Origin of the sequence: Candidatus Pantoea multigeneris (genome assembly GCF_011752615.1) — a bacterium.
Taxonomy (GTDB): Bacteria; Pseudomonadota; Gammaproteobacteria; order Enterobacterales; family Enterobacteriaceae; genus Pantoea; species Pantoea multigeneris.
In genome coordinates this window covers 84,982-107,419 of sequence record NZ_VWXF01000003.1, presented here as the reverse complement: position 1 = coordinate 107,419, position 22,438 = coordinate 84,982, and the positions used below count along the sequence as shown (strand labels likewise).

Genomic DNA, 22,438 nt, shown 5'->3' with positions numbered 1-22,438 from the left:
CCCCCTCTTCAGACAGAACAATCAGGCCGTAAGCCAGGCGAACTCATGGAAGCGATAACCCATCATCATGCCCGTTGGCCAGGCCTCTACCCCTTTCACTTTTTTGCTGTAACCGTCATTCGCACTGATAAAGGTCGGAATGATGGTGCCGCAGTGGTCATAAATCAGGGTTTGCATATCGCCATACATCTGCTTGCGTTTCGCCTGATCGCGTTCACCGCGTGCCGCGACGACCAGCTGATCGAACTGCGGGTTTTTCCAGCCAGATTCGTTGTTCGGCGCACTGGAGAGATAAAACTGCGAGAACAGCATATCCAGCGTTGGGCGCGGGTTAATGGAACCGTAACCGATGGGATCTTTGGTCCAGTGTGTTGACCAGTAGCCGTCGTAAGGCACACGTCGGACTTTTACTTTCAGTCCAGCCTGCGCGGCAAACTGTTGGATCAGCTGCCCGCCTTCCACCGAACCCTCGATATTTGGCGTGGTAATGATCTCCACGGTTTGCCCCGTCATACCGGCTTTCTGTAAGTGGAATTTGGCTTTTTCCACATCCAACGCACGCGGCTTCAGATCGGCGTTATACAGCGGATGCCAGGGTGGCACTGGCGTATCATTACTGACATCGCCATAGCCTTGCAGCACGGTCTTCACCAGCATTTCACGCGGTTGCAGGTACTTCATCGCCAGCACGAAATCTTCGTTACTGCCTGGCTTGAGGTCGGTGCGCACGATCAGGTTGGTATACATGCCAGATTTACTCTCCAGCACGGCAAAATCACTGCTGGCTTTAATGCGCTTGCAGTCAGAGGCGGTCAACGTAGAAACGATATGCAGATCGCCAGAGAACAGCCCGTTGACGCGTGCCGCCTGGTCGGTCACTCCCAACAGCTCCACTTCGTCCAGATGCGGCAAGCCTGGCTTGAAGTAGTTCGGATTGCGTGTCCCCACCGTACGCAGTCCCGGCTGGAACTCTTTCAGAACAAAAGGTCCCGTACCGATGCCTTTACTGAAATCTTTGGTTCCATCCGGGACAATCAGGAAAGGTGCGGATGAGAGCATAAACGGCAGATCAAAATTCGCCTGAGATAGCTCCAGTTTCACCTCGCTATCATTGACGGCGGTGAAGGTTTTGAACTGCTCTGCGAGTTTAAAAGCGTTGGAGGCCACGGCAGGATCTTTATGGCGACTCAGCGAGTAGATCACGTCTTTGCTGGTTAACGGCTGCCCGTTATGGAAATTCACCCCTTTACGCAGCACCAGCTGCCAGGTGATACCGTCATCAGAGTGCCAGCTTTCCGCCAGCGCGGGCTGAACGGTCAGGCTTTTATCCAGCTCGGTTAAGCCGCTGTAGAACATGTACTGGCGGCTGTAGTCACCGCTGTTATTGCCCTTGGCGGGATCGAGTGTGTCGGTGGCAGAGGCGTTAGCAAATGCGGCACGCAGCTTGCCGCCCTTGACGGGGGTCTCGGCCGCAAAGCTGGTTTCAGGAAAACCCACCAGGCCCGTGCTCATCACTGCACCTGCGGATAACAACTTCATCAGACCCCGGCGCGATAACCGCGCTTCAGTAATGGCCTGGGTCAGGGCTGGATTTATTGCGCCAGACTCTTTATTAAATTTACTCATCTGCACACCCCTCAAAATGAACTGTTATTGATAAAAATGCGTTTCAGGAAATCCGGTCTTTGAATCGGTAATAGAGCCCCGCCAGCGGCAAGAACCAGGGTCTGCCGTGGTAGCCCGGCAGTGCAGGCCAATCCTCGCGCTGCCAGGGGTTGTCCACGCGCTTTTCCATCAGCAGATTGGCCATCACACTGCCCATCCACACCGACATTTGTGTGCCGTGTCCGCTGTATCCCATGGAGTAGAACACCCCTTCGTGTTCGCCAGCGTGCGGCAATCTGTCGGCGGTCATATCCACCATGCCACCCCAGCAGTAGTCGATGCTGGCCGCTGCCAGCGCCGGGAACATCTCCACCATAGAACGGTGTAAAATTTCACCGCTTTTGGTGTCAGAAGTGGGATTACTCACCGCAAATCGCGCCCGGCCGCCAAAGATCAGGCGGTTGTCAGCGGTGGTGCGGAAGTAATTGCCAATATTCATGGAGGTGACATAAGTGCGGTCCTGGTTCAGCAGCCCCTCGATCAGCGCACGTTCCAACGGCGCAGTCGCCACGATAAAGCTGCCGACCGGCACAATGCGGCGCTGGAACCACGGGAAGGGCCCGACGTTCGAACAGCCGGTTGCCATCAGCACTTTGTCTGCAATAATTTCACCCTGGGCGGTCTGAATGCGATGCTGGTGCCCTTTGATACGGGTCATTCCCTTCACCGCATGATGGGGGTAGATCTTCGCCCCACTGTTAGCCGCTGCCTGCGCTAAACCGATGCCAAATTTGCCCATGTGCATCTGGCCACCACGCTTTTGCAGCAGACCACCGTGGAAGTTATCACTGCCGACTTCCTGGCGAATCTCATCTTTGCTGTACAGCACGACGTCAGGATCAACCGTGGTGCGCATCATCTGCCAGGCATCACGCAGGCCGGCAAAATGCGACGCTTTGCTGGCCAGTTTGATCTTGCCGCACATGCGAAAATCGCAGTCGATGTTCTCTTCTTCAATCAGCTGCTGGACGTAGCTGACTGCTCCGTCATAAGCACGGTAGAAACGGCTCGCCTGTTCCAGCCCTTTGCTGGCGACCAGCGCAGAGAAGTTCTGGGCCAACCCAGTGTTACAGTGACCGCCATTACGCGCAGAGGCCTGGCTCATCACATTGCCGCTTTCCAACAGCACAACGTCAACGCCGCTGCGTGCCAGATTGAGGGCGGCAGACATGCCGGTAAATCCGCCTCCTACCACCACGACGTCTGCGCGTGCAGGTAAAGGTGCTGTGGCTGCGCCGTTGAATACCGGTGCTGTTGCCTGCCAGAAAGATTCCAGTTTCATTCCACCGCCCTCCGCGATTAGAGTCCCACTACAGCAGGCAAGCCGCCGATATCTTTAATTTCGGTATACCCAAATGCCGGGTTGGCAAAATCATGCCCACGGTTAACCCAGACTTTGTTCTTAATGCCGAGATCGTGTGCGGTCATCAGGTCATAACGCAGGCTCGAGGAGACATGCAGAATGTCTTCCGGGCCGCAGTTGAGCTTATCCAGCATGTATTCGAAGCCTTTCATCTGCGGCTTATACGCCCCGACTTCTTCAGCGGTGATCACCATGTGAACCGGCGCACCCAGGCGAGGCACATGGTGAGTGATCAGGTTGTCCATGGAGTTAGTCAGCAAGACCAGTGGGAACTCTTCGGCGGTTTTGGCTAAACCGGCTGGCACATCCGGGTGTGGTCCCCAGGTGGCGCAGTCCGTGTAGATAAAATCGCTGTCGGCTTTGTCCCAGGCTACGCCCCACTTTTTGCAGGTACGCTGGAGCGCATTGCTCACCACGTCATAGTAGGGTTTCCAGGCACCGAGGACTTCATCCATACGGTAGCGGGCAAAATCAGTGGTAAAGGCTGCCATACGCGCAGGTTCAACACGTTGGGCAAAACAGCGCTCTGCTGCACCTGCCATATCAAAGTTAATCAGCGTGCCGTAGGTATCAAACGTAATATACTTAGGTTTAAAGATCGCCATTCCATCACCTCATCGTTGAATTGAGTACACTCAGAAATCGATTAATACGCTTTTCTGCCGTTGGCAGGCTTGAAACGCCTGACGGCCCAAATCTTTACCAATACCAGACCCAAGGAAGCCCCCGGTCGGGATAATAAAGTCACCGGAACGACCGTAGCGGTTGATCCACACCGTACCCGCTTCAATGGCTCGCATGGCGCGCAGTGCGCGCGGCAGACTCAGTGTGTGTACGCCTGCGCAAAGCCCGTAGGTGTCATGCGCGGCCAGCGCCAGCCCTTCTTCCTCCTCGCTGAAGGTTTGCACTGTCAGTACCGGCCCAAAAATTTCCTGCTGGACGGCCGGGTTGTCGCTGTTAACGTGGCTGAGCAAGGTCGGCTGCCAGAACCAGCCCGCGTCGGTATTACCGAAACGCTCCCCGCCGACCAGTACTTCTGCACCCTGTGCTTTTGCTGCGGCGACCACACTGGCGACTTTGCAGCCCTGGCGTTCATCGATCAGTGGCGCATAGCGGCTCTGCTCGTGCCAGGTCACACCGGGCTGGACCTCACGACACAGTGCTACCAGTCGGTCGGTGAGCGCTGCGGCAATACCTTGCTGCACAATTAAACGGGTGCCGGCCACACAGGCCTGACCTCCGTTTGCCGTGAAGCCCCGCATAATGCGTTGCGCCAGCACATCGAGGTCGCCTGCGTCGTCAAACACTAACTGCGGGCTTTTGCCGCCAAGTTCGAGCGTGACCGGTTTCATGCCGTGCTGCGCGGCATCACTCATGATGCGTGCCCCCGTCAGGGTTGAGCCGGTGAAGGAGACTTTGCGTACCAGAGGGTGTTTAACCAGCGAGCTGCCGGTTACTGCCCCACCGCCCTGAATAATGTTCAGCACGCCTGCTGGCAAACCGGCCTGAATAGCCAGTTCTGCCATTCTTACGGTTGAGAATGGGGTAAGTTCTGACGGTTTAAGCACCACCGCATTACCGGCGGCAAGTGCCGGGCCACATTTCCATGAAGCCATCGACAGCGGGAAGTTCCACGGGGTGATCGCAGCGATAACGCCATAAGGCTCACTCACCAACATGCCGAGGCTACTGTCGCGGGTAGGGAAAACATCCCCGCTGTATTTGTCGGCACACTCGGCATAGAAGCGAATGGCTTCGGCGGTAAACGGAATCTCATGTTGAACCACGTCGCTGATTGGACGCGTTGAACCGAGTGACTCCAGCTGTGCCAACAGCAGATCCTGCTCAATCAGGTCCGCCCAGCGGCGCAGTACCCGGCCACGTTCACGTGGTGGGCAGCTCGCCCAGCCGCTCTCTTTCACTCGTCGATGCGCAACCTGCACGGCACGATCCACCAGCGCGGCATCCGCTTCATACAACGTGGCGAAGACCTTGCCATCGGAAGGACGCTTAACCGCAAAGGCAGTGCCTTGCGCCTGAATATGCTGCCCATCGATATAATGGCCTACGGGCAGAGAGACTTTATCTGGGTCGAAACTTAACATGGAGAAATCCTTATTTGTAACAACCGTGACAAGCTGAAGAATTATTTTTCCGCGCCTGTTATTACCGACATGAATAAGCTAATGCAGAAAGTATGCCAGTCAGGCAAAAAATTAAAATGCGTTTAAATAGGCGGAAAAAAATTTTCTGCCGTATTCCCACGGGAAATCTTGCTGAATTGCCGAACAATTAAGCAGATGATTTAGCTCACAATTTTACCGCCTCCCTTTGGTGCAACCAGCATGAAACTTGCACTAAAACGGCGAGAAGCATGAAAGAGAGATCTTGCGCACAAAATAAAAAAGCGCCGGTTGTTATGCACAACCGGCGCTTGATAATCGTTATTACGTTGTTTTAATTCAGGCTGCCAAAGTGGAAAGATTTCTGCTCAAGGTATTCATCAATACCGTAATGCGATCCTTCACGACCAATACCGGATAATTTAATGCCACCAAAAGGTGCGACTTCAAGTGATATAGCGCCGGTATTGAAACCGACCATGCCAAACTCCAGCGCTTCACCCACACGCCAGGCGCGACGAATGTTTTCCGTGAAGAAGTAAGCGGCCAGGCCAAACGGGGTATCGTTAGCTAATGCCACCGCTTCTTCCTCATCGTCGAAGATAAACAGCGGCGCGACCGGGCCAAAGGTTTCTTCATGGGCAATGCGCATGTTGCTGGTCACGTTACCCAACACGGTGGGAGTCACAAACGTCCCAGGCCCATGGCTGCCACCCCCGGCCAGTAGCGTTGCCCCGTGGCTCAGCGCATCGTCAATATGGCTTTTCACCTTCTCAACGGCGCTGTCATTGATCAATGGTCCTATGGTACTGCCCTGTGCAAAACCATCGCCCACTTGCAACGTGGCAACCGCTTCCAGCAGACGATCTTTAAATGCCTCATAGATACCGCGCTGCACCAGAATGCGGTTAGCACAGACGCAGGTTTGTCCGGCATTACGGAATTTACTCGCCATCACGCCCGCGACAGCGATCTCAATATCTGCATCATCAAACACAATCAGCGGTGCGTTGCCCCCCAGTTCCAGGCTGAGCCGTTTGATACTGTCGGCGCTTTGTTGCATCAGTAACTGCCCAACGCGCGTCGATCCGGTAAAGGAGATTTTGCGTACGGTGCGGCTCGCCGTCAGGGTTTCGCCGATCGCTTTTGGCAGCCCGGTCAGGATCTGGATGACCCCAGACGGGAAGCCTGCACGTTCGGCCAGCACCACCAGCGCCAATGCAGAGAGCGGCGTCAGTTCAGAAGGTTTGATAATGATTGGGCAGCCCGCCGCCAGTGCCGGAGCGACTTTACGCGTGATCATCGCAATCGGGAAATTCCATGGGGTAATGGCTGCCGCCACACCCACCGGTTGCTTCAGTACCAGAATACGTCGATCGCCTGTCGGCGCAGGGATTGTATCGCCGTAGATCCGCCGGGCTTCTTCCGCAAACCATTTCACAAAGGTTGCCCCATACAGCACCTCGCCTTTGGCTTCCGCCAGTGGTTTACCTTGCTCTGCGGTCATGATTACTGCCAGGTCGTCCGCATGGTGCAGAATCAGCTCGTGCCATTTTTCCAGCAACACGGCACGCTGTGCATTGGGAGTTTTTGCCCATGAGATGCGCACTGACTCGGCATAGTCTATCGCCGCCGTGGTTTCTGCTGCACCGAGCGCAGGAATGGCCGCCAGTGTCTCGCCCGTAGCGGGGTCCGTAACCTTCAGCGTCTCTCCACTTTGCGCACCTTGCCATTGGCCGGCAAACAGCGCTTGCTGGCATAACAGCGAGCTATCGTTCAGTTTAATACGTGACATAAATCCTCTTAAGATCAGGTTCGCAGCATCATTGATTCACTTTACCCCCCGCTACACAGCGCAGGATGTTGTTAACACTCAGCGTAGAACATCTGAACGGCGTTTTTTCCTACAGGAAAAAATTTTATGCCGCGCCGAGGGCAAAGCGGGATGCAGGCGTTGCGATTCAATCGGCATATTTCATCCCCGATCGTTCCAGTGCCACCACCAGCGCCGGAACGTCAGCAAAACGGTGCCGGACAAAAGCAGGATGCTGAATAAAAACGCCTCGACTATCACGCTGAATCGTTTCCTGTTCGATTGATCCACTGCGAGTGGCATGGCTCAGCACCGGTTCACCGTTCGCATGATTTTCAATCATGAACATCCCTGGCTGCGTTAACCGTTGGGCGGAAGTGGCTGGACGCTGTGCGCCCGGAAGCTGGAGATGATAATCAGCCTGAACCCAGGCACCACCGGGGAAATCACAATTCAGGGAATCATAGGGGTAATAGTGCCCGCCATCGGCAGCTAACCGCCTGGTAGATCCTTTAGGGCCATCACTGATGCGCAGGCTGGTAGCCCCCGTTAATTCGGCTACACCCGGCACTTGAGAAAACTGGCTAGCGTGGCTGTCCCCCATCAGTGCGACCCACTTTCCTTCCCCGCCCTGATTAATCTGGCTGCTGGCATAGTAGTTAAACATTTTTTGTCGCGGCGCTGGGAGGTCAGTCTGCAGGCCATTCAGGTAATAGCCGGTGGCGACATCTGCGGGCACAATACGCAGTCCATGCTGACGTGCGCGTATCACGACTTTTTCAAAGGTATATTTTTTACCGGGATCGGTGTGATGCCCCTTATCAAGACTGCGTAGAAAGCGCTTTAGGCCTTTAGGCATGTGACCCGTGCGCATAAACGCATCGAGATCGGCCTGGTGCAGATCGGTCTGTAAATGCTCCATATAGAAGGTTTTTACCCCGGCTTTTTTCATCGTTGCAAAGTTTTCCAGCAAGAAGCGTTTGCTGGCTATGGCATCGTGTCGTTCCCCTAGCACCAGCCCCTGTCCTTGGCGGTAAACACTTTTGATAAAGCTTTTAGGCCTGTTCGCCTGGAAATCGGGCACGGCCGGTCTGGCGGGTCGTTGAGGCTGCGAGAGCGCGGCTTCGGCGCTTGCCAGCAGTAACTGTTGTCTTTTAAAAAACAGCTCGCGGCTGCTGCTGCCAGAATACGCAGAATTAAAAAAGTGGGGCCGCTCTATTTGCTGCTGAAAAGCGGCGCGTGACTCCACAGGAACCCCAAAGCGATTGTTCAGTGCCACAGCTTCCGTTTCAGACAGGCGTGGAAGCGATTGTGCAGGCCCTCCCCCCACCAGTCGCCCTCTTCGGCCCGGTTGCCATTCGCCGTGGCGCAACAACACCGGAATAGTGTCTTCACGATTAAACGTGGCGTAAATTTCCCGCCTTCCGTTACGCAGCGCACTCTTGTAAAAATGGCCATCTAACTTGATGAACTGCTCTCCCCCCGCCGATTGCCAAACGTGTTGCTCAAGCAAGTGTAAACCGCGTTTATCCAGAGCAGGTATACGGTAAGGACGTAGTGCCGGATCGCCAAACGCCTTACGCCGACGCTGCTGCCAACGGCCATGTTGCCCTGCGGCCACGCCATCGGTCAGCGCCGCTAAGGCGTCAATGAAATCCCAGGCCGCCTGCTCTTTATTTCCCGCGTGCCAGGACTTAATCCCCAGAGAGGTATGGATACCCACCCGAATCAGTGTCACGGGAATCGCCACTGCGGCTGGCATAAACGGAACAACTAAACTGAACAGGGCTGAGGAGGTCACCTTGAGAAGATGTTGTGTAGACGCCTTATCAGCCTGTTGCGTGGTGGTGGCCACTTTGGCAACATCCTCCAGCGCCTGCGTCACGACCTGTTGCCAGTGAGTCTGAATAAAATCACTGCTGATTAACTCGCGATGCAGGTTTATCTTTGCCGGGCCACGAAAAGGGAATGCGGTTTCGAGCGTCTGTTTTCCACGGATCCCCACCCGTTGATAGAAATACATTTTCATCGCTGGCTGGCGCAGCATCTGGCGAAACAGGTTTGCAGCATGGGTGGACTCGCGAAACAGCCGCCCATCAGGTGCGCCAGGCAAATAGACCACAACATGTTGAGGGTGTGCAGGGTCTGTGTCGCTAAAGGTGAACGCCCCCGGCACCAGGTGCTCACCTATTTTTAGTGCATGCACCTGCACCTGATGGCGGTTAATAGTCGATCGTGTAGTCGGATCTGGGTGATCTAACACGGCCTGAACCCAATTTACCCCCTTTGCGCTGGCAGGAAGAAAGTCACCGTTAATGCTGGCCGTCAGTGCCTCTACCCGCATTTGCGCCAGCGTCAGACGCTGGAACCTGTCCTGGATATGTTTGCCTTCCGCCGAATCCGCCAGCAGATGACGAATTTGACGCGTATAGTGCGTGCCGATATCCGCCTCTCGTACCAACGCCGTCAATTGATCCGCCGTTAATGAGGTGCCTCTGACCTTACTGAACTGATTCCAGGCACGCAGCCAACCAATGTTTTCCAGACTCCACTCCGTCAGGCTACGCCAGTCCGGTTCCAGTCGGGTGCGTTCACCATTGTAGGTGTAGCCCCCCACTGGTGATGCCGCCTCCTGAATTAACTGAGGCAAATTAAGCTGAATGCCATCGGGATCGATAGAGGCGTTATAGCGTTGTTTTGCCACGGTCTTGAGGCGTTCCGCCGCGAAGCGTTCAATCTTCTCTACGCTCTGCGTTTCTGGCCAATTGGTCGTGGTAGCTTCGAGGCGGCAAGTTTTTAAACGTTGTACCGCTGCTAACCAGGCCATGCGCACGCCGGGCCGTTCATGTTGCTCCCGCTGGTGCAGCCATGTATCCAGCCTGATGCGTGCTTGCAACTCGCTATTTGCATCGGCAATCGCCGTAAAATCAAGCCAGTCGCGCAGGTCGTCACTGTTGTTGAGATCGCGTATAAAGCGCCTCAGCGAAGCCCCTTCAGCCAGGGCTTCTACCCCGTCTTCCACTGCCTGGCGTACCTGCACCTGCTGCCATTCCCGTATCGCCGCCACCCGGTGTTTGAAAGGATCGTCTTTTAGGGTAAGCAGTGCTGCATGAGGTTGTGCAAGTTGGGGGATCGCCCTGAGATCGTCAAATGTCTGAAGTGCTTGCCCTGGCCGCCACAGGATGGCATACCCAGCCTGCTTCTTCGGTAAGTGCTCAGTAATGATGTAAGCGGGGATGTTGTCATCTGGGTCGGCGTAGAGGATAAACCAGCCTCTGGCGGCAGCGCGATATTCAACCACCTCACGCAACAGCGTCTGTCCGATTTCAGACAGCGAGCCATCCTGAATCCGCTGCTGAAGCTCAAGGCTTAGCTGGTTGCACAAAATTTTTTCCAGCCAGCTTGCTACAGGCAGCCCCTGGCTAAAACCGGCAGGTTGCTGCCAGAATCGATCCAGCGCGATGTGCATGGCGGCGATAGCCTCCTCTGGATGCCAATTCGCTAGCATCTTCATCAGCCGTGATTTCGCCTCAGCGCTGTTGAGCGTCTTGATCACGTCCTGCTGTTTGCCCCGTAGCGGCACTATTTCGCCATGTCGGGTCAGACTGGACGGCAGCCTCTGCGCCGCACTCAGCCAGAAAAGGTCGGTCAGCGGCTGTGTCTTGTGATGATAGGGTGTGCTGACCGCCAGTTGTCCGAGTTTCACACTGCCCGCGAGTGACGGAAATACGTCGCTAAACTGCTGTTCCAGACGGTTTAACACTGCCTGTTCTGGCAATGGCAGTGCATGGTTCAGCTGTTCAACCGCACATTGCAGCGGCGTAAACAAGGTGGCCCATGTGGCATTGCTGGGGGAGGTCAGGCTGGATGGCGCAGCCCGGTGGTGCGAACAAGAAAAGGGATCGGCAGTGGGCTCAGTCAGGCTTTGGGGAGTGCTCTGCGCTTTCCCGTCATCAATCCGTGATAAGACAGGAAGAGAAAACTGTTGGATATGCATAGAAATCGCCTCGTTGAAGAAGTTGAATAACTCTCATCAGTTCTTCATTGAGGCGATAAGTTGTCCGCGTCATCACGGCGGACAGAGGAAAATTAGATTTGGAAATCGATGGCCGGTTCATCTTCCGTCTGGTAAGAGAGCGCCTGGCGCTTAATCTCTTCCAGTGACAGATTTGCATTGCACAGCTCAAGGAATTGCCAGACATAGTTGCGTTGCAACTGGCCGCGCTTTAATCCCAGCCAGACGGTGCTGGGATCGAACAAGTGCTGCGCATCAATTCGCACCAGTTCATCGTTTTGGCTGGTTTCACAGGCCTGATCGGCCAGTATTCCCACCCCTAAGCCCAGTTGCACATAGGTTTTCACCACGTCGGAGTCCTGCGCACTCAGTACCACGTCCGCTTTTAATCCCGCCGCCTGGAAAGCACGGTCAACGCGTGAGCGTCCGGTAATCCCCTGGCGATAGGTGATCAGTGGAAAACGGCTCAGGCTGCTTAAGGTCAGCGGCTGTGCCTGCACCAGTTCATGATCCTTCGGCACTAACAGAGAGTGGTGCCAGCTAAACCACGGGAATGCCGCCAGACTCGGATTATTCACTAACTGCTCACTGGCAATGCCAATATCTGCTTCACCCGCCAACAGCATGGTGACAATTTCCTGTGGCGATCCCTGATTCAACTCAAGCCGTACATTAGGGTAGAGCTGGCGAAACGCTTTGATAATTTTGGGCAGGCTATAACGCGCCTGAGTATGGGTGGTGGCGATGGTCAGGATGCCGCTGGTCTCATTCGTAAAGACATCAGCAAGACGACGCACTTTACCGGCTTCATCCAGAATACGCTCCGCTATGGTGAGCAGCGCTTTGCCTGGCTCGGTCATGCCTAATAAACGTTTGCCGCGACGAATAAAGATCTCAACGCCGAGTTCATCTTCTAAGTCGCGAATATGGCGGCTAACGCCTGACTGGGAAGTAAAGAGCGTATTAGCAACTTCCGTCAGGTTGAACTCGCAGCGCGCTGCCTCGCGTATGATTTTAAGTTGCTGGAAATTCACGCTATTTACCTCGCTTTACGAAACTGTTTCAACTGATGTTAAAAACGAATTCAGATAACAACAAATAATAAAAAAGTCGTTGTTATGCAGAATCAGAATATAGCGAGAATTTCAGCGATGGGCTGGCCCTGCCAGACAACGCAAGCCAGGCCGTTTGCAGTACGGTATGAAGCGACTTCCGCCACCGCAGGGGATGGCGGAGAAACTTACTGAGCCGTTGGGGCTGGCGTGTCAGTATGAGGTTGTAAAATCTGGACATCCACATTCTGGATCTGGTCTAGATCAGGATACTTCGTGGCCATATCCTGCGCCTGCTGACACTCCAGGGTTGGGCGGTCAACTTTACGTAATGTCAGGCCATCGTAGCGCAGCTCGCCATTTTCCACTACCAGCGGCATCACGCGTACCTGACGATTCACATTCACCCACTGGTCATCAAACCGGGTCAGCTTTCCAGGCTTAGCAATGACGCGCATCCACTGTCGGCAGTCCAGCGTGGAACCATCAGCCCCAATGTAGAGTGAGCCGATCGCCTCTGGGCTAACCAGCGCGCTCTGCGCTCCTACTGTTTGCCAGTTACCCTGCAGGTCAGCGGGTGCTGGTGTTTTCACCGCTTCACTGTAATTGTTGAGCTGCGCACAACCGCTTAACGCCAGGGTCGCAATGACAATCCACTTTTTCATTCTCAATTCCTGAAATCGCCTTGATGGCGGCTACGTTATAATTTTTTACCTGCGCAGTGCAAGGTATCTGCATAACCAAGGCAGCAATCCCGTGAATTATCGGGGGGTGAACCTGACAAAACACCCTGGCATGGGTAAACTGTGCGCCTGCTACAGATTCAGGAATCAAGATGAAGACCCCAGAAGCTTATTATGCGCAGGCGCGCGAGATGTTTTTCACTGCCCACCCGGATTTCCAGGCTGCCCTGGATGCGCTGAGTGCTGATGATGCCACCGCCGCAGGCATGACACTGGAAGCCCTGCGCGCCTGGCACGCCGAACGTATTTATGCCGCCTTCCTGCGCCAGAAAAAGCTGGATGGCATGATTTTCTCTATTCAGTTAGCTGAGCCAGACAAAGCGGTTGCCGCCGATGCCATTGAGGCGTACCTCAAAAGCCACGCGGCGTCGCTGGGTATGAGTTGGGAAGAGTTCTGTATAAAAAACGAACTCTGATCGGTGTAACCCGAAAAAAGTTGCACAAAATCACGTTCAAAGTTGTACAAGGAGGTAAAACTTGTATAAGTTTAATCAACGACGTCAGTCGTGATTGTCCTTGAACGAAGAGTGCGCTTGCACTGCCTCTGGAGGTATCACTGGATTTCTACCTCCAGAGGCTATTTTTTCCCCCGGTTAACACAGACACACCGCCTCCTTTTCGCTTAAACCTTCACTTACCAGACTCTGACGGCGACCAACCTGCTGTTTTTTCGCTGTTTCAGCCCCTGCTGTTGTTGATACTGTTTTTATTTACAGTAAAATAGCGGCAATTTTATCGGTATGGACGGCAAAAGCATGTTTGTGGAACTGATTTACGATAAGCGCAATGTGGCAGGCCTGCCAGGTGCGCGCGAAATGATCCAGCAAGAGTTGGAAAAAAGAGTGCAGCGCGTTTTTCCAGATATTGAAGCACGCGTTAAGCCGATGGAGCGTAATGCCATCGAAACTGACATGAGCAAGAATGATAAAGCCACACTGGCGCGGATTATTGAAGAGATGTTCGAAGAAGCGGAGATGTGGTTGGTGGCCGAGTAACGCTCAGCCACCGCGCAGTAAACAGATAACAGCGGGCCTTATTTTTCCTGCTCGCTGTGATTTATCGCAATTTCAATGTCCTGAATCACCGTATTAAACTCATCCAGCAGCTTACCTTGCTGTTCAATTAAGGTCTCAAAACGGGGTGCGAAGGTTTTGTCTTTGTATTCACCGGCATCAAATGCCAGCCAGGCAGACGATAGCTTTTCAGTGTTGGTTTGCGCATAGTGCTGCATCTCTTTCACTTGCGAAGTGACATCGCGCAGATAATCCGTTTTGCTCTTCACCTGTTCTGATTGACTCATATTTTCTGCCCCTTTATTTCTCTTTGAAATGATAAAAGTATCGTTTTCATGCTTAAAGGTAGCGGATATAGCCAAGCTTTCCTTAGGAATAGTCGCAAGTGTGCTTGTAGCATGCGCGATGCTCTGGCATGACGCCTTTGGCACATCTGCCCCCCTTCCCGGCAAAGCGGTCAGGTTTCTACGCAGGAGCACGCTTTAAGTATGTTGTAATTAACAGCACATTAAACACAAAAAAGGGGACGTAAAGTCCCCGTAATGCAACGCGATGGAAAGAAACACATTCAGAGATATTTCCGTGCCAGTGCCAGTAAATCACCTTTAGATCCCAGCCCCAGCAGGCTGATGCCATGCTCGACGAAATGGTAGGCGGCGACGAAATCCTGTACCCCACTGGTGACGGCATCAAGGCCTTGCGGTAATCCAGCCAGCCCGCTCACTAATGCTGTGGCGGTGGTATCCGCTGCGGTGTCGGAAGCGACATTAACCGCGCTGGCAGCCGTAGCGCTATCACCTGCAGCAGTGCCAGCATCAGGCGCATCGCCGCTGTCGTCCACTACCGATGCCGCCGAGGTTCTGCTGCTGTCGCCTGCGGGTTGTTGCACCGCAGTGGTGGTCTGTGAAGCGGCGGCGGCAACATCACTCGCCTCACCAGTATTTGTCGCTGAAAAAACCGCTTCTGGTGTGGTATCGCTGATATCAGTCATAACGTATTCCTTCTTCAGATTTAGTTAAGGTGAAGGGAATGCTAAGTCAGAGAGCCGCATCTCCTCACCGCTTCTACTGCGTTACTGCGACTGCTTCTCTTTCTCTGTCAGGTCATTGCTGACCACCTGCTTAACTTTGTCCGCCGTTTTGCTGGCGGTGTTTTCCGGGAGGGTATCGAGTTTTTTCTGCAACCCCGCCACCTGCTCAGAGAGCAACTCGACTTTATTTTCACGGCGGTTCGAGATTTCCCGGTACTCGCGGCGAATATCGGCCACCCGGTGGTTCGCCGCATTATTGACGTAAAGCGAAATGATGGTGATAACGGTACACAGCAGTGCCAGCGTCATCAGTAATCCACCCAGAATCAGATGGCGTTTGTGTCGTAACCATGGACGGTCAAACCTGATCTCTGCCATTTTCTCGATCCTCTAACGTCGCGATCAGCCGGGTTAGCTCACGGTGCAGCCTGTCACTCTGATCGCTTTCCGTCAGGGAGAGCAGTAGCGCCAATGCGTTTTTCATCAACTTCAAATCGGTTTCACGTCCGGAGATCAGGCGCTGGCTGGCATCATGCCGAATGCGTAAAGCATCATTTTCCTGACGTAAAAGTGCCTGCTCCTCTTTCAACATCATGACTTGCTCTTTATAACTGGTGATAATCTCTCCTCCAGCACGATTGCTGGTGACAATGGCCGCAATACCTGCCATTAAGGGTTTCCAGAACAGGGCAGCGGCACTGCCCCCCATGACTAAAGCGCCGATACTGGTTATCAGGCTACTTTCCATGCCCCACCTCTCTCGCTTGCAAGGTGTATGGACCGAAACAAAGACAGAAAAATCTGTCCGGTGCTGAGTCAAATTTAAGTTATCTTTAATTTGACTTAAGATTACTTAAGTAAATCTTTCAGGAGTTGTCAAGTGATGAAAAAAGAAACGATTGGCGATCGCATCAGGTTGCGCCGCAAATCGCTGCAACTCACACAGAAAGCACTGGCGGCACAGTTGGCGGTGTCACACGTGGCGGTGTCACAGTGGGAGAAAGAGGAGACGCAGCCGCGAGGTGAGAATCTGCTGCGGCTGGCGGAAGTGTTGAGCTGTGCCCCTGCCTGGCTGATTGATGGTGAGGGTCAGGTATTTGTTTTTCCCTCCACCGAGACAGGCCAGCAGATACCGCTGCTGGCGCGGACAGCACTGGATAACTGGTTAGTCACCGGCCTGGTGAGTGGCGATGAGACATCCGTCTCTGTCGATACCGCATTGTCTGCGGGCAGCTTTGCCCTGCGACTGGAAGAAAACGCGATGCAGCCAGCGTGCCAGTGCGGCGATGTGCTGCTGTTCGATCCCGAGGTCCTGCCCCAGCCAGGAAATTATGTGTTGGCAAAGCATCCCGAGCACGGGTATCTCCTGCGCGTCTGGCGTCCCCGCCAGACGGAACAGGGCGAGCACTATTTCGAACTGGCCGCGCTGAACCCCGATTACCCGCTGCTGCGCTCCACCCAGCATGCGTTGCAGGTGGTGGCAACGCTGGTGGAAATGCGGCGGCGTTTTTAAGTAAAAGCGGAAACCTGAGTTTCGATGTAAAACGTGCTAAACCATCCTGAGTTGAATGTTCGCGTGTGTTTTTCTGACGGCGTGACTTTATTCATCCGTGAGGCATAAAAAACCCACTCTATCGTGGGTTAGATATTCAGCATGCGGAATGCTCTTGCCTGTTGAGTCCATTGAGCAACTTGCGATTTATCTTCTATCAGTTTGTGAGCATTATCTCGGCAATAGTCTATGACATAAAAATGATGATCATCATCACGGTCTCTAAAGTAAGAGTAGACAACGTAGCTATCACTGGTAGAAGCCCACTGCACCAGCAGCCCGTCTTCATCTTCCCAGCAACAACCCTCCTGCCAGACATGTACATGATGAAGTTCTTCGCTTCTTGCCTCTACAGGTCTTTCCATCAGCTTATCTCTGCCGATGGTCTCTAAGTGGGCGGGATATTCAAGCTGAACATGAATAGCAGGAGCAGGAATATCATTAAAATTAATGCATTCCTGCTTATATTGTTCAAATTCCAAAATGGGTAGTTCAGCTAAAGGAAACTCCGAAATAACATCAGATAACACTTGCGATCGACTTATTTTGAATCCCATAGATGTCGCTTTTCTTCCATTTTGTCCGCGAGAAGTGAAGAGGCTTCAGCCAGCTTAGCCTTGAACTCATCGGAGCGACGTACAGTTCTACGCGGCTTCTGTGTTGAAGGATTATCACGCTTTTCAGTCATAATTTACGCCTTATCACCAACAGTGATTTTCCGCTCATTATATAAGCGCCGCCGGTTGCCTTCAACCCAGGGTTACTTATTAAGTGGAGGAAGACCTACACCTGCATGGACATGATTTCAGTATAAGCCTGCGCCAGCTTATTGCGCACCTGCACGCCCATCTGCATCTCCACTGACGATTTTTGCAGATCGACCATCACATCATTCAGCGCCACGCCGGGTTTACCTAGCTCAAAGTCCTGGGCCTGGGTTTTGGCGGTGTTTTGCGTATCGCTGATTTTATCCAGTGCGGCTTTCATGGTGGCGGAGAAATCTAACGGGCTGGACGCGTCGCTGGCACGGTTGTCGGCTTGCAGTGCCGTGAGATGCAGTTGTTGTAAAACGCCGTCAATCGCCTGGATAGTCATGAGAATACCTTAATGAGGAGGTCAAGTTGGCGAAAAGGTAGCACAGCGGACAGGTGGCAAAGGCGCTAAATAACCGCAAAAAACCCGGCTTATTCAGCCATCAAATTTCCCGATTCAGAAAATAATGCCCATAACAGGAATTGAATTTACCCAAAGCAGTGTCAGGGAGTCCCTTTTGTCACCACAACCCACCCGGTCAATGATGTCAGGCAGGAATCGTTCATGAATGCGAGTGTAACCGCAACCCAGGATAAAGCCGCCAAGGGCATCAGCGAGATCCTCGCTCGCCTGCGCGCCAATCCACGTATCCCCCTTATAATCGCAGCCGCCGCAGCCATTGCGGTGATTTTTGCACTGGTGCTCTGGGCGAAAGCCCCCGACTATCGTGTGTTGTTTAGCAATCTGAGCAATGAAGATGGCGGTGCCATCGTCACCCAACTGACGCAGATGAACGTGCCATACCATTTCGAAGAGAATGGTGGCGCGTTAATGGTCCCTGCCGACAAAGTCTATGAACTCCGTTTACGTCTCGCGCAACAGGGCCTGCCTAAAGGCGGATCCGTAGGCTTCGAGCTGCTGGATAAAGAGAAGTTTGGTATTAGCCAGTTCAGCGAACAGGTCAACTACCAACGCGCTCTGGAAGGGGAACTGGCGCGTACCATCAGCACCCTGGGCCCGGTAAAAGATGCCCGCGTCCACCTGGCGATGCCAAAACCTTCGCTGTTTGTGCGTGAGCAAAAAGCACCTTCAGCCTCTGTAACCTTAACGCTGCAACCGGGACGCGCATTAGATGAAGGCCAGATTCAGGCCATTGTGCACATCGTCTCCAGCAGCGTGCCAGGGCTACCGCCCGGCAATGTGACGGTGGTGGATCAGGCGGGACATCTGCTGACCCATGCAGACAGCGGTGGCCGCGATCTTAACGACAGCCAGTTGAAATTTACTTCCGAAGTTGAAGCCCGTTACCAGCAGCGTATTGAAGCCATTCTGAACCCGATTGTGGGTCAGGGTAATGTCCACGCTCAGGTCACTGCTCAGCTCAACTTCGATACCAGTGAACAAACCATCGAAAACTACCAGCCGAACGCCAATCCGGCCAACAGCGCGGTGCGCTCACGCCAAACCAGCACCAGCGAGCAGAATGGTTCGCCTTACCCTGGTGGTGTACCTGGTGCGTTGTCGAATGAACCGGCACCGGCTAACACCGCGCCAGTCACCAATCCTCCTGCACAAAACGGCGCGGCCGCGAATAACGGCACCACCACCAGCACTGCGAAAAGCAGTGGCCCAAGCAGCTCGCGCCGCGATGATACGGTGAACTACGAGCTGGATCGCACCATCCGTCATACCCGTCTCAACACTGGTGATGTACAGCGTCTGTCTGTCGCGGTGGTGGTGAATTACCGCCTGGACGATAAAGGCAAAGAGGTGGCACTCAGCGACCAGCAGATCAAGCAGATTGAAGACCTGACGCGTGAAGCAATGGGGTATTCAAAGGATCGTGGTGACAGCCTCAACGTGGTGAACTCTCAGTTCAATCTGACCGATACCAGCGGTGGCGAACTGCCGTTCTGGAAACAGCAAGCCTTCTTCGATCAGTTAATGAGCGCAGGTCGCTGGTTACTGGTGGCGTTGGTGGCCTTCATTCTCTATCGCAAGCTGGTGCGTCCGCAGCTGATGCGTAAACAGGAGGCGGAAAAAGCCGCCGCCGAAGCCGTGGCCCAGCAGGCAGCCGCCGAAGAAGAGGGTGATGCCTACAGCGTACAGCTCAGCGGAGAGGAGCTGGATCAGGAACGCAAATCCAATAGTCGCATGAACGCCGAGGTCATGAGCCAGCGCATCCGCGATATGTCTGAAAACGATCCACGCGTAGTTGCGCTGGTGATCCGTGAATGGATGAGTACCGAACTATGAGCCTGACCGGAACTGAAAAAAGCGCCATCCTGATGATGACCATCGGCGAGGAGCGTGCGGCTGAAGTGTTTAAACACCTGAGCCAACGCGAAGTTCAACATCTGAGTGCCGCCATGGCGAATATGCGCCAGGTATCACACAAGGTGTTGACGGAAGTCCTCCGTCAGTTTGAGGTGGATTCCGAGCAGTTCGCCGCACTGAGCCTGAATAACAATGAGTATCTCCGTGCGGTGCTGGTGAAGGCGCTCGGCGAGGAGCGCGCCGCCAGCCTGCTGGAGGATATTCTCGAAACCCGCGAAACCACCAGCGGCATGGAGACGCTGAACTTTATGGAGCCGCAGGCAGCGGCAGACCTGATCCGCGATGAGCATCCGCAGATTATCGCCACCATTATGGTGCACCTGAAACGCAGTCAGGCGGCCGATATTCTGGCGCTGTTTGATGAGCGCCTGCGCCATGACGTCATGCTGCGTATTGCCACCTTCGGCGGCGTACAGCCAGCCGCACTGGCGGAACTGACTGAGGTGCTCAACAACCTACTGGATGGCCAGAACCTCAAGCGTGCCAAGATGGGCGGCGTGAGAACCGCAGCGGAAATCATCAACCTGATGAAAACGCAGCAGGAAGAGGCGGTTATCGAAGCGGTACGCACCTTCGATGGCGAGTTGGCACAGAAGATCATCGACGAAATGTTCCTGTTCGAAAACCTGGTGGAAGTGGACGACCGCAGCATCCAGCGTCTGTTGCAGGAAGTGGAATCCGAGCAGTTGCTGGTGGCGTTGAAAGGTGCCGAACAGCCGCTGCGCGAGAAGTTCCTCAAAAATATGTCGGCGCGTGCGGCTGACATCCTGCGTGACGACCTCGCGAACCGTGGTCCGGTGCGCATGTCTGCGGTGGAAAATGAGCAGAAAGCCATTCTGTTGGTGGTACGTCGCCTGGCGGAAGCCGGTGAGATGGTGATTGGTGGCGGCGAGGAAACCTATGTCTGATGCCTTCTCGTCTCACCCCTGGCAGCTGTGGCAACCGGAAGATCTGGCGCAACCGATCGAACCCGAACCTGAGTTGCTGCCGGAAACCCTGGAAGACGTAGTCGACGAAGCCGCCAATGAGCAGCAGCAGTTGGAACGCTTACAGGCCACGATGCGCCAGCAGGCACACGATCAGGGCTATCGCGAGGGCCACCAGTTAGGGGTCAGCGAGGGCCAGAAAGCCGGTTATGACGCCGGTTTTCAACAGGGCTTAACGGAAGCCCAACAGCAGCAAGCCCCGATCCAGGCGCGTATGCAGCAGTTGGTCACCGAGTTCCAGCACAGCCTGGAGGCGCTGGACAGTGTGATTGCCGCACGTTTAATGCAGCTGGCACTGGAAGCAGCCCGCACGGTAATTGGCCAGTCCACCAGCGTGGATGGCAGTGCCTTACTGCGCCAGATCCAGGGCCTGATTCAACAGGAGCCGATGTTTAGCGGTAAGCCACAACTGCGCGTCCACCCGGATGATTTACAACAGGTCGAACAGACACTTGGGGCAACCCTGGATCTGCACGGCTGGCGGTTACTTGCCGACAGCACGCTGCATCCGGGCGGTTGCAAGCTCAGCGCGGAAGATGGCGATCTGGATGCCAGTGTGGCGACCCGCTGGCAGGAACTGTGCCGTCTTGCGGCACCGGGAGAATTGTAATGACGTCACGTCTTACACGCTGGCTGGGATCGTTGGACACCTTTGAAAACCGTATCGCACTGGTGCAACCGGTACGCCGCTATGGCCGCCTGGTGCGGGCCACCGGGCTGGTGCTGGAAGTGACAGGCTTACAGTTACCGCTGGGGGCCACCTGCGTGATCGAACGTCACGACGGCAAACAGATGGATGAAGTGGAAGCCGAAGTGGTGGGCTTCAACGGACAGAAACTGTTTTTGATGCCGCTGGAAGAGGTGGATGGCATCTTGCCGGGAGCTCGCGTTTATGCGCGCTTCAACGGCGATAATCCTCATGGCGGCAAACAGTTGCCCCTTGGCCCTGCCCTGCTGGGCCGGGTACTGGATGGCAGCGCCCGCCCGCTGGACGGTCTTCCCGCACCGGATACCGGCTACCGTGCCCCGCTCTCTACCGCGCCGTTTAACCCATTGCAGCGCACGCCCATCACGGAAGTGTTAGATACCGGCGTGCGGGCCATCAATGCCCTACTGACCGTGGGTCGTGGTCAACGCATGGGCCTGTTTGCCGGTTCTGGCGTGGGCAAAAGTGTCCTGTTAGGCATGATGGCGCGCTACACCCAGGCCGATGTGATTGTCGTCGGCCTGATTGGCGAACGTGGCCGTGAGGTCAAAGATTTTATCGAGAACATTCTCGGTAGCGAGGGCCGTGCTCGCTCGGTGGTGATTGCCGCGCCAGCCGATGTGTCACCGCTCCTGCGTATGCAGGGTGCGGCCTACGCCACGCGTATTGCGGAAGATTTCCGCGATCGCGGGCAGCACGTACTGCTGATCATGGACTCCCTGACCCGCTATGCCATGGCACAGCGTGAGATTGCGTTAGCCATCGGCGAACCCCCGGCCACCAAGGGCTACCCCCCTTCTGTCTTTGCCAAACTGCCCGCACTGGTAGAGCGTGCCGGGAATGGCACCCACGGCGGAGGCTCAATTACCGCTTTTTATACCGTGTTGACCGAAGGCGACGACCAGCAAGACCCCATTGCCGACTCCGCCCGCGCCATTCTGGATGGACATGTGGTTCTGTCACGCCGTCTGGCTGAAGCTGGACACTATCCGGCGATTGATATTGAAGCCTCAATTAGCCGAGCCATGACCGCGCTGATTGATGAAAGCCATTATGCGCGGGTGCGCCAGTTTAAACAGATGCTCTCTAGCTATCAGCGCAACCGCGATTTAGTCAGCGTAGGTGCCTACGCTGCTGGCAGCGATCCCCTGCTGGATCGTGCCATTAAACTCTACCCGGAAATGGAAGCCTTTCTGCAACAGGGCATCTTTGAGCGTAGTGAGTACAACAATGCCTGCCTGCACTTACAGGCACTGTTTGGTTGAGTTGTTGTGACTAACCGGAGGC

Annotated in this window: 22 protein-coding genes; 7 read left to right on the top strand and 15 right to left on the bottom strand. The window is 54.5% G+C overall.

From position 1 onward, the window contains the following. Positions 1-21: 21 nt before the first annotated feature. The 8 genes from F3J40_RS09335 to yedD all read right to left on the bottom strand — a co-directional run bounded on the left by F3J40_RS09335 (position 22) and on the right by yedD (position 12,696). Positions 22-1,626, bottom strand: coding sequence for an ABC transporter substrate-binding protein (locus F3J40_RS09335; protein ID WP_167014016.1), 1,605 nt, complete (start codon positions 1,624-1,626; stop codon positions 22-24). 43 nt (positions 1,627-1,669) lie between these two features. Then, positions 1,670-2,947, bottom strand: a complete 1,278-nt coding sequence (locus F3J40_RS09330) for an NAD(P)/FAD-dependent oxidoreductase (protein WP_167014014.1) — start codon at positions 2,945-2,947, stop codon at positions 1,670-1,672. Between the two features lie 17 nt (positions 2,948-2,964). After that, positions 2,965-3,633, bottom strand: a complete 669-nt coding sequence (locus F3J40_RS09325; protein ID WP_017346409.1) for a haloacid dehalogenase type II — start codon at positions 3,631-3,633, stop codon at positions 2,965-2,967. A 30-nt stretch (positions 3,634-3,663) separates the two neighbouring features. Then, on the bottom strand, positions 3,664-5,133 hold the full coding sequence (locus F3J40_RS09320; protein WP_167014012.1) for an aldehyde dehydrogenase family protein: 1,470 nt from the start codon (positions 5,131-5,133) through the stop codon (positions 3,664-3,666). Between the two features lie 352 nt (positions 5,134-5,485). After that, entirely contained in the window at positions 5,486-6,946 is a 1,461-nt protein-coding gene (locus tag F3J40_RS09315; RefSeq protein ID WP_167014010.1) for an NAD-dependent succinate-semialdehyde dehydrogenase, read from the bottom strand. A 166-nt stretch (positions 6,947-7,112) separates the two neighbouring features. Continuing rightward, positions 7,113-10,961, bottom strand: a complete 3,849-nt coding sequence (locus F3J40_RS09310) for a membrane-targeted effector domain-containing toxin (RefSeq protein WP_167014008.1) — start codon at positions 10,959-10,961, stop codon at positions 7,113-7,115. Positions 10,962-11,053: 92 nt separating this feature from the next. After that, a complete protein-coding gene (gene cbl, locus F3J40_RS09305) occupies positions 11,054-12,013 on the bottom strand; it encodes an HTH-type transcriptional regulator Cbl (protein ID WP_167014006.1) in 960 nt (319 codons plus the stop codon). 206 nt (positions 12,014-12,219) lie between these two features. After that, on the bottom strand, positions 12,220-12,696 hold the full coding sequence (yedD, locus tag F3J40_RS09300; protein WP_167013997.1) for a lipoprotein YedD: 477 nt from the start codon (positions 12,694-12,696) through the stop codon (positions 12,220-12,222). 170 nt (positions 12,697-12,866) lie between these two features. Between yedD and F3J40_RS09295 the strand changes: the two genes are divergently transcribed. After that, on the top strand, positions 12,867-13,190 hold the full coding sequence (locus F3J40_RS09295) for a DUF6388 family protein (RefSeq protein ID WP_167013995.1): 324 nt from the start codon (positions 12,867-12,869) through the stop codon (positions 13,188-13,190). A 339-nt stretch (positions 13,191-13,529) separates the two neighbouring features. Further along, positions 13,530-13,769 (top strand): DinI-like family protein, encoded by a 240-nt coding sequence (locus F3J40_RS09290; RefSeq protein ID WP_026042442.1) that lies wholly within the window; start codon positions 13,530-13,532, stop codon positions 13,767-13,769. 38 nt (positions 13,770-13,807) lie between these two features. Here F3J40_RS09290 and F3J40_RS09285 read toward each other — a convergent pair whose 3' ends face one another. The 4 genes from F3J40_RS09285 to F3J40_RS09270 all read right to left on the bottom strand — a co-directional run bounded on the left by F3J40_RS09285 (position 13,808) and on the right by F3J40_RS09270 (position 15,565). After that, positions 13,808-14,074 carry a hypothetical protein gene (locus F3J40_RS09285; protein WP_167013993.1) on the bottom strand — a complete coding sequence of 89 codons (267 nt, stop codon included), beginning with the start codon at positions 14,072-14,074 and terminating at the stop codon, positions 13,808-13,810. A gap of 281 nt (positions 14,075-14,355) precedes the next feature. Next, entirely contained in the window at positions 14,356-14,778 is a 423-nt protein-coding gene (locus F3J40_RS09280) for a hypothetical protein (RefSeq protein WP_167013991.1), read from the bottom strand. Between the two features lie 81 nt (positions 14,779-14,859). Next, the gene (locus F3J40_RS09275) at positions 14,860-15,195 is read right to left on the bottom strand and encodes a hypothetical protein (protein WP_167013989.1); all 336 of its coding nucleotides are present in this window, start codon (positions 15,193-15,195) and stop codon (positions 14,860-14,862) included. Beyond that, entirely contained in the window at positions 15,176-15,565 is a 390-nt protein-coding gene (locus F3J40_RS09270) for a hypothetical protein (protein WP_017346420.1), read from the bottom strand. Before F3J40_RS09270 ends, F3J40_RS09275 begins: the two co-directional genes overlap by 20 nt. 135 nt (positions 15,566-15,700) lie before the next feature. On the opposite strand from F3J40_RS09270, the gene F3J40_RS09265 reads away from it, so the two are divergent. Then, positions 15,701-16,330, top strand: a complete 630-nt coding sequence (locus F3J40_RS09265; RefSeq protein WP_167013987.1) for a helix-turn-helix domain-containing protein — start codon at positions 15,701-15,703, stop codon at positions 16,328-16,330. Positions 16,331-16,458: 128 nt separating this feature from the next. Here the strand turns inward: F3J40_RS09265 and F3J40_RS09260 are convergent, their stop codons facing one another. The 3 genes from F3J40_RS09260 to fliE form a co-directional block, all read right to left on the bottom strand. Further along, positions 16,459-16,926 (bottom strand): type II toxin-antitoxin system YafO family toxin, encoded by a 468-nt coding sequence (locus F3J40_RS09260; protein ID WP_167013985.1) that lies wholly within the window; start codon positions 16,924-16,926, stop codon positions 16,459-16,461. Further along, positions 16,911-17,057: a hypothetical protein gene (locus F3J40_RS09255; RefSeq protein ID WP_167013983.1), complete on the bottom strand. Its 147-nt coding sequence runs from the start codon at positions 17,055-17,057 to the stop codon at positions 16,911-16,913. Before F3J40_RS09255 ends, F3J40_RS09260 begins: the two co-directional genes overlap by 16 nt. Positions 17,058-17,152: 95 nt before the next feature. Beyond that, entirely contained in the window at positions 17,153-17,464 is a 312-nt protein-coding gene (gene fliE / locus F3J40_RS09250) for a flagellar hook-basal body complex protein FliE (protein WP_167013981.1), read from the bottom strand. 222 nt (positions 17,465-17,686) lie between these two features. Here fliE and fliF point away from each other — a divergent pair, with 222 nt between their 5' ends. The 4 genes from fliF to fliI are packed head-to-tail and all read left to right on the top strand — an operon-like array spanning position 17,687 to position 22,416. After that, positions 17,687-19,378 (top strand): flagellar basal-body MS-ring/collar protein FliF, encoded by a 1,692-nt coding sequence (fliF, locus tag F3J40_RS09245; protein ID WP_017346426.1) that lies wholly within the window; start codon positions 17,687-17,689, stop codon positions 19,376-19,378. After that, entirely contained in the window at positions 19,375-20,367 is a 993-nt protein-coding gene (fliG, locus tag F3J40_RS09240) for a flagellar motor switch protein FliG (protein WP_167013979.1), read from the top strand. The genes fliF and fliG overlap by 4 nt, the downstream gene beginning before the upstream one ends. Beyond that, positions 20,360-21,055 (top strand): flagellar assembly protein FliH, encoded by a 696-nt coding sequence (gene fliH, locus F3J40_RS09235; RefSeq protein ID WP_167013977.1) that lies wholly within the window; start codon positions 20,360-20,362, stop codon positions 21,053-21,055. The genes fliG and fliH overlap by 8 nt, the downstream gene beginning before the upstream one ends. Next, a complete protein-coding gene (gene fliI / locus F3J40_RS09230) occupies positions 21,055-22,416 on the top strand; it encodes a flagellar protein export ATPase FliI (protein WP_167013975.1) in 1,362 nt (453 codons plus the stop codon). Before fliH ends, fliI begins: the two co-directional genes overlap by 1 nt. Positions 22,417-22,438: the final 22 nt, after the last annotated feature.

Bases quoted from the DNA above. Each gene is read 5' to 3' on its own strand.
- F3J40_RS09255 (WP_167013983.1), bottom strand. From the start codon at position 17,057: ATGACTGAAAAGCGTGATAATCCTTCAACACAGAAGCCGCGTAGAACT.
- F3J40_RS09270 (WP_017346420.1), bottom strand. From the start codon at position 15,565: ATGGAAAGTAGCCTGATAACCAGTATCGGCGCTTTAGTCATGGGGGGC.
- F3J40_RS09280 (WP_167013991.1), bottom strand. From the start codon at position 14,778: ATGACTGATATCAGCGATACCACACCAGAAGCGGTTTTTTCAGCGACA.
- F3J40_RS09325 (WP_017346409.1), bottom strand. From the start codon at position 3,633: ATGGCGATCTTTAAACCTAAGTATATTACGTTTGATACCTACGGCACG.
- F3J40_RS09295 (WP_167013995.1), top strand. From the start codon at position 12,867: ATGAAGACCCCAGAAGCTTATTATGCGCAGGCGCGCGAGATGTTTTTC.
- fliH (WP_167013977.1), top strand. From the start codon at position 20,360: ATGTCTGATGCCTTCTCGTCTCACCCCTGGCAGCTGTGGCAACCGGAA.
- F3J40_RS09315 (WP_167014010.1), bottom strand. From the start codon at position 6,946: ATGTCACGTATTAAACTGAACGATAGCTCGCTGTTATGCCAGCAAGCG.
- F3J40_RS09335 (WP_167014016.1), bottom strand. From the start codon at position 1,626: ATGAGTAAATTTAATAAAGAGTCTGGCGCAATAAATCCAGCCCTGACC.
- F3J40_RS09310 (WP_167014008.1), bottom strand. From the start codon at position 10,961: ATGCATATCCAACAGTTTTCTCTTCCTGTCTTATCACGGATTGATGAC.
- F3J40_RS09330 (WP_167014014.1), bottom strand. From the start codon at position 2,947: ATGAAACTGGAATCTTTCTGGCAGGCAACAGCACCGGTATTCAACGGC.
- fliE (WP_167013981.1), bottom strand. From the start codon at position 17,464: ATGACTATCCAGGCGATTGACGGCGTTTTACAACAACTGCATCTCACG.
- yedD (WP_167013997.1), bottom strand. From the start codon at position 12,696: ATGAAAAAGTGGATTGTCATTGCGACCCTGGCGTTAAGCGGTTGTGCG.
- fliG (WP_167013979.1), top strand. From the start codon at position 19,375: ATGAGCCTGACCGGAACTGAAAAAAGCGCCATCCTGATGATGACCATC.
- F3J40_RS09275 (WP_167013989.1), bottom strand. From the start codon at position 15,195: ATGGCAGAGATCAGGTTTGACCGTCCATGGTTACGACACAAACGCCAT.
- F3J40_RS09265 (WP_167013987.1), top strand. From the start codon at position 15,701: ATGAAAAAAGAAACGATTGGCGATCGCATCAGGTTGCGCCGCAAATCG.
- F3J40_RS09260 (WP_167013985.1), bottom strand. From the start codon at position 16,926: ATGGGATTCAAAATAAGTCGATCGCAAGTGTTATCTGATGTTATTTCG.
- F3J40_RS09320 (WP_167014012.1), bottom strand. From the start codon at position 5,133: ATGTTAAGTTTCGACCCAGATAAAGTCTCTCTGCCCGTAGGCCATTAT.
- F3J40_RS09290 (WP_026042442.1), top strand. From the start codon at position 13,530: ATGTTTGTGGAACTGATTTACGATAAGCGCAATGTGGCAGGCCTGCCA.
- fliI (WP_167013975.1), top strand. From the start codon at position 21,055: ATGACGTCACGTCTTACACGCTGGCTGGGATCGTTGGACACCTTTGAA.
- fliF (WP_017346426.1), top strand. From the start codon at position 17,687: ATGAATGCGAGTGTAACCGCAACCCAGGATAAAGCCGCCAAGGGCATC.
- F3J40_RS09285 (WP_167013993.1), bottom strand. From the start codon at position 14,074: ATGAGTCAATCAGAACAGGTGAAGAGCAAAACGGATTATCTGCGCGAT.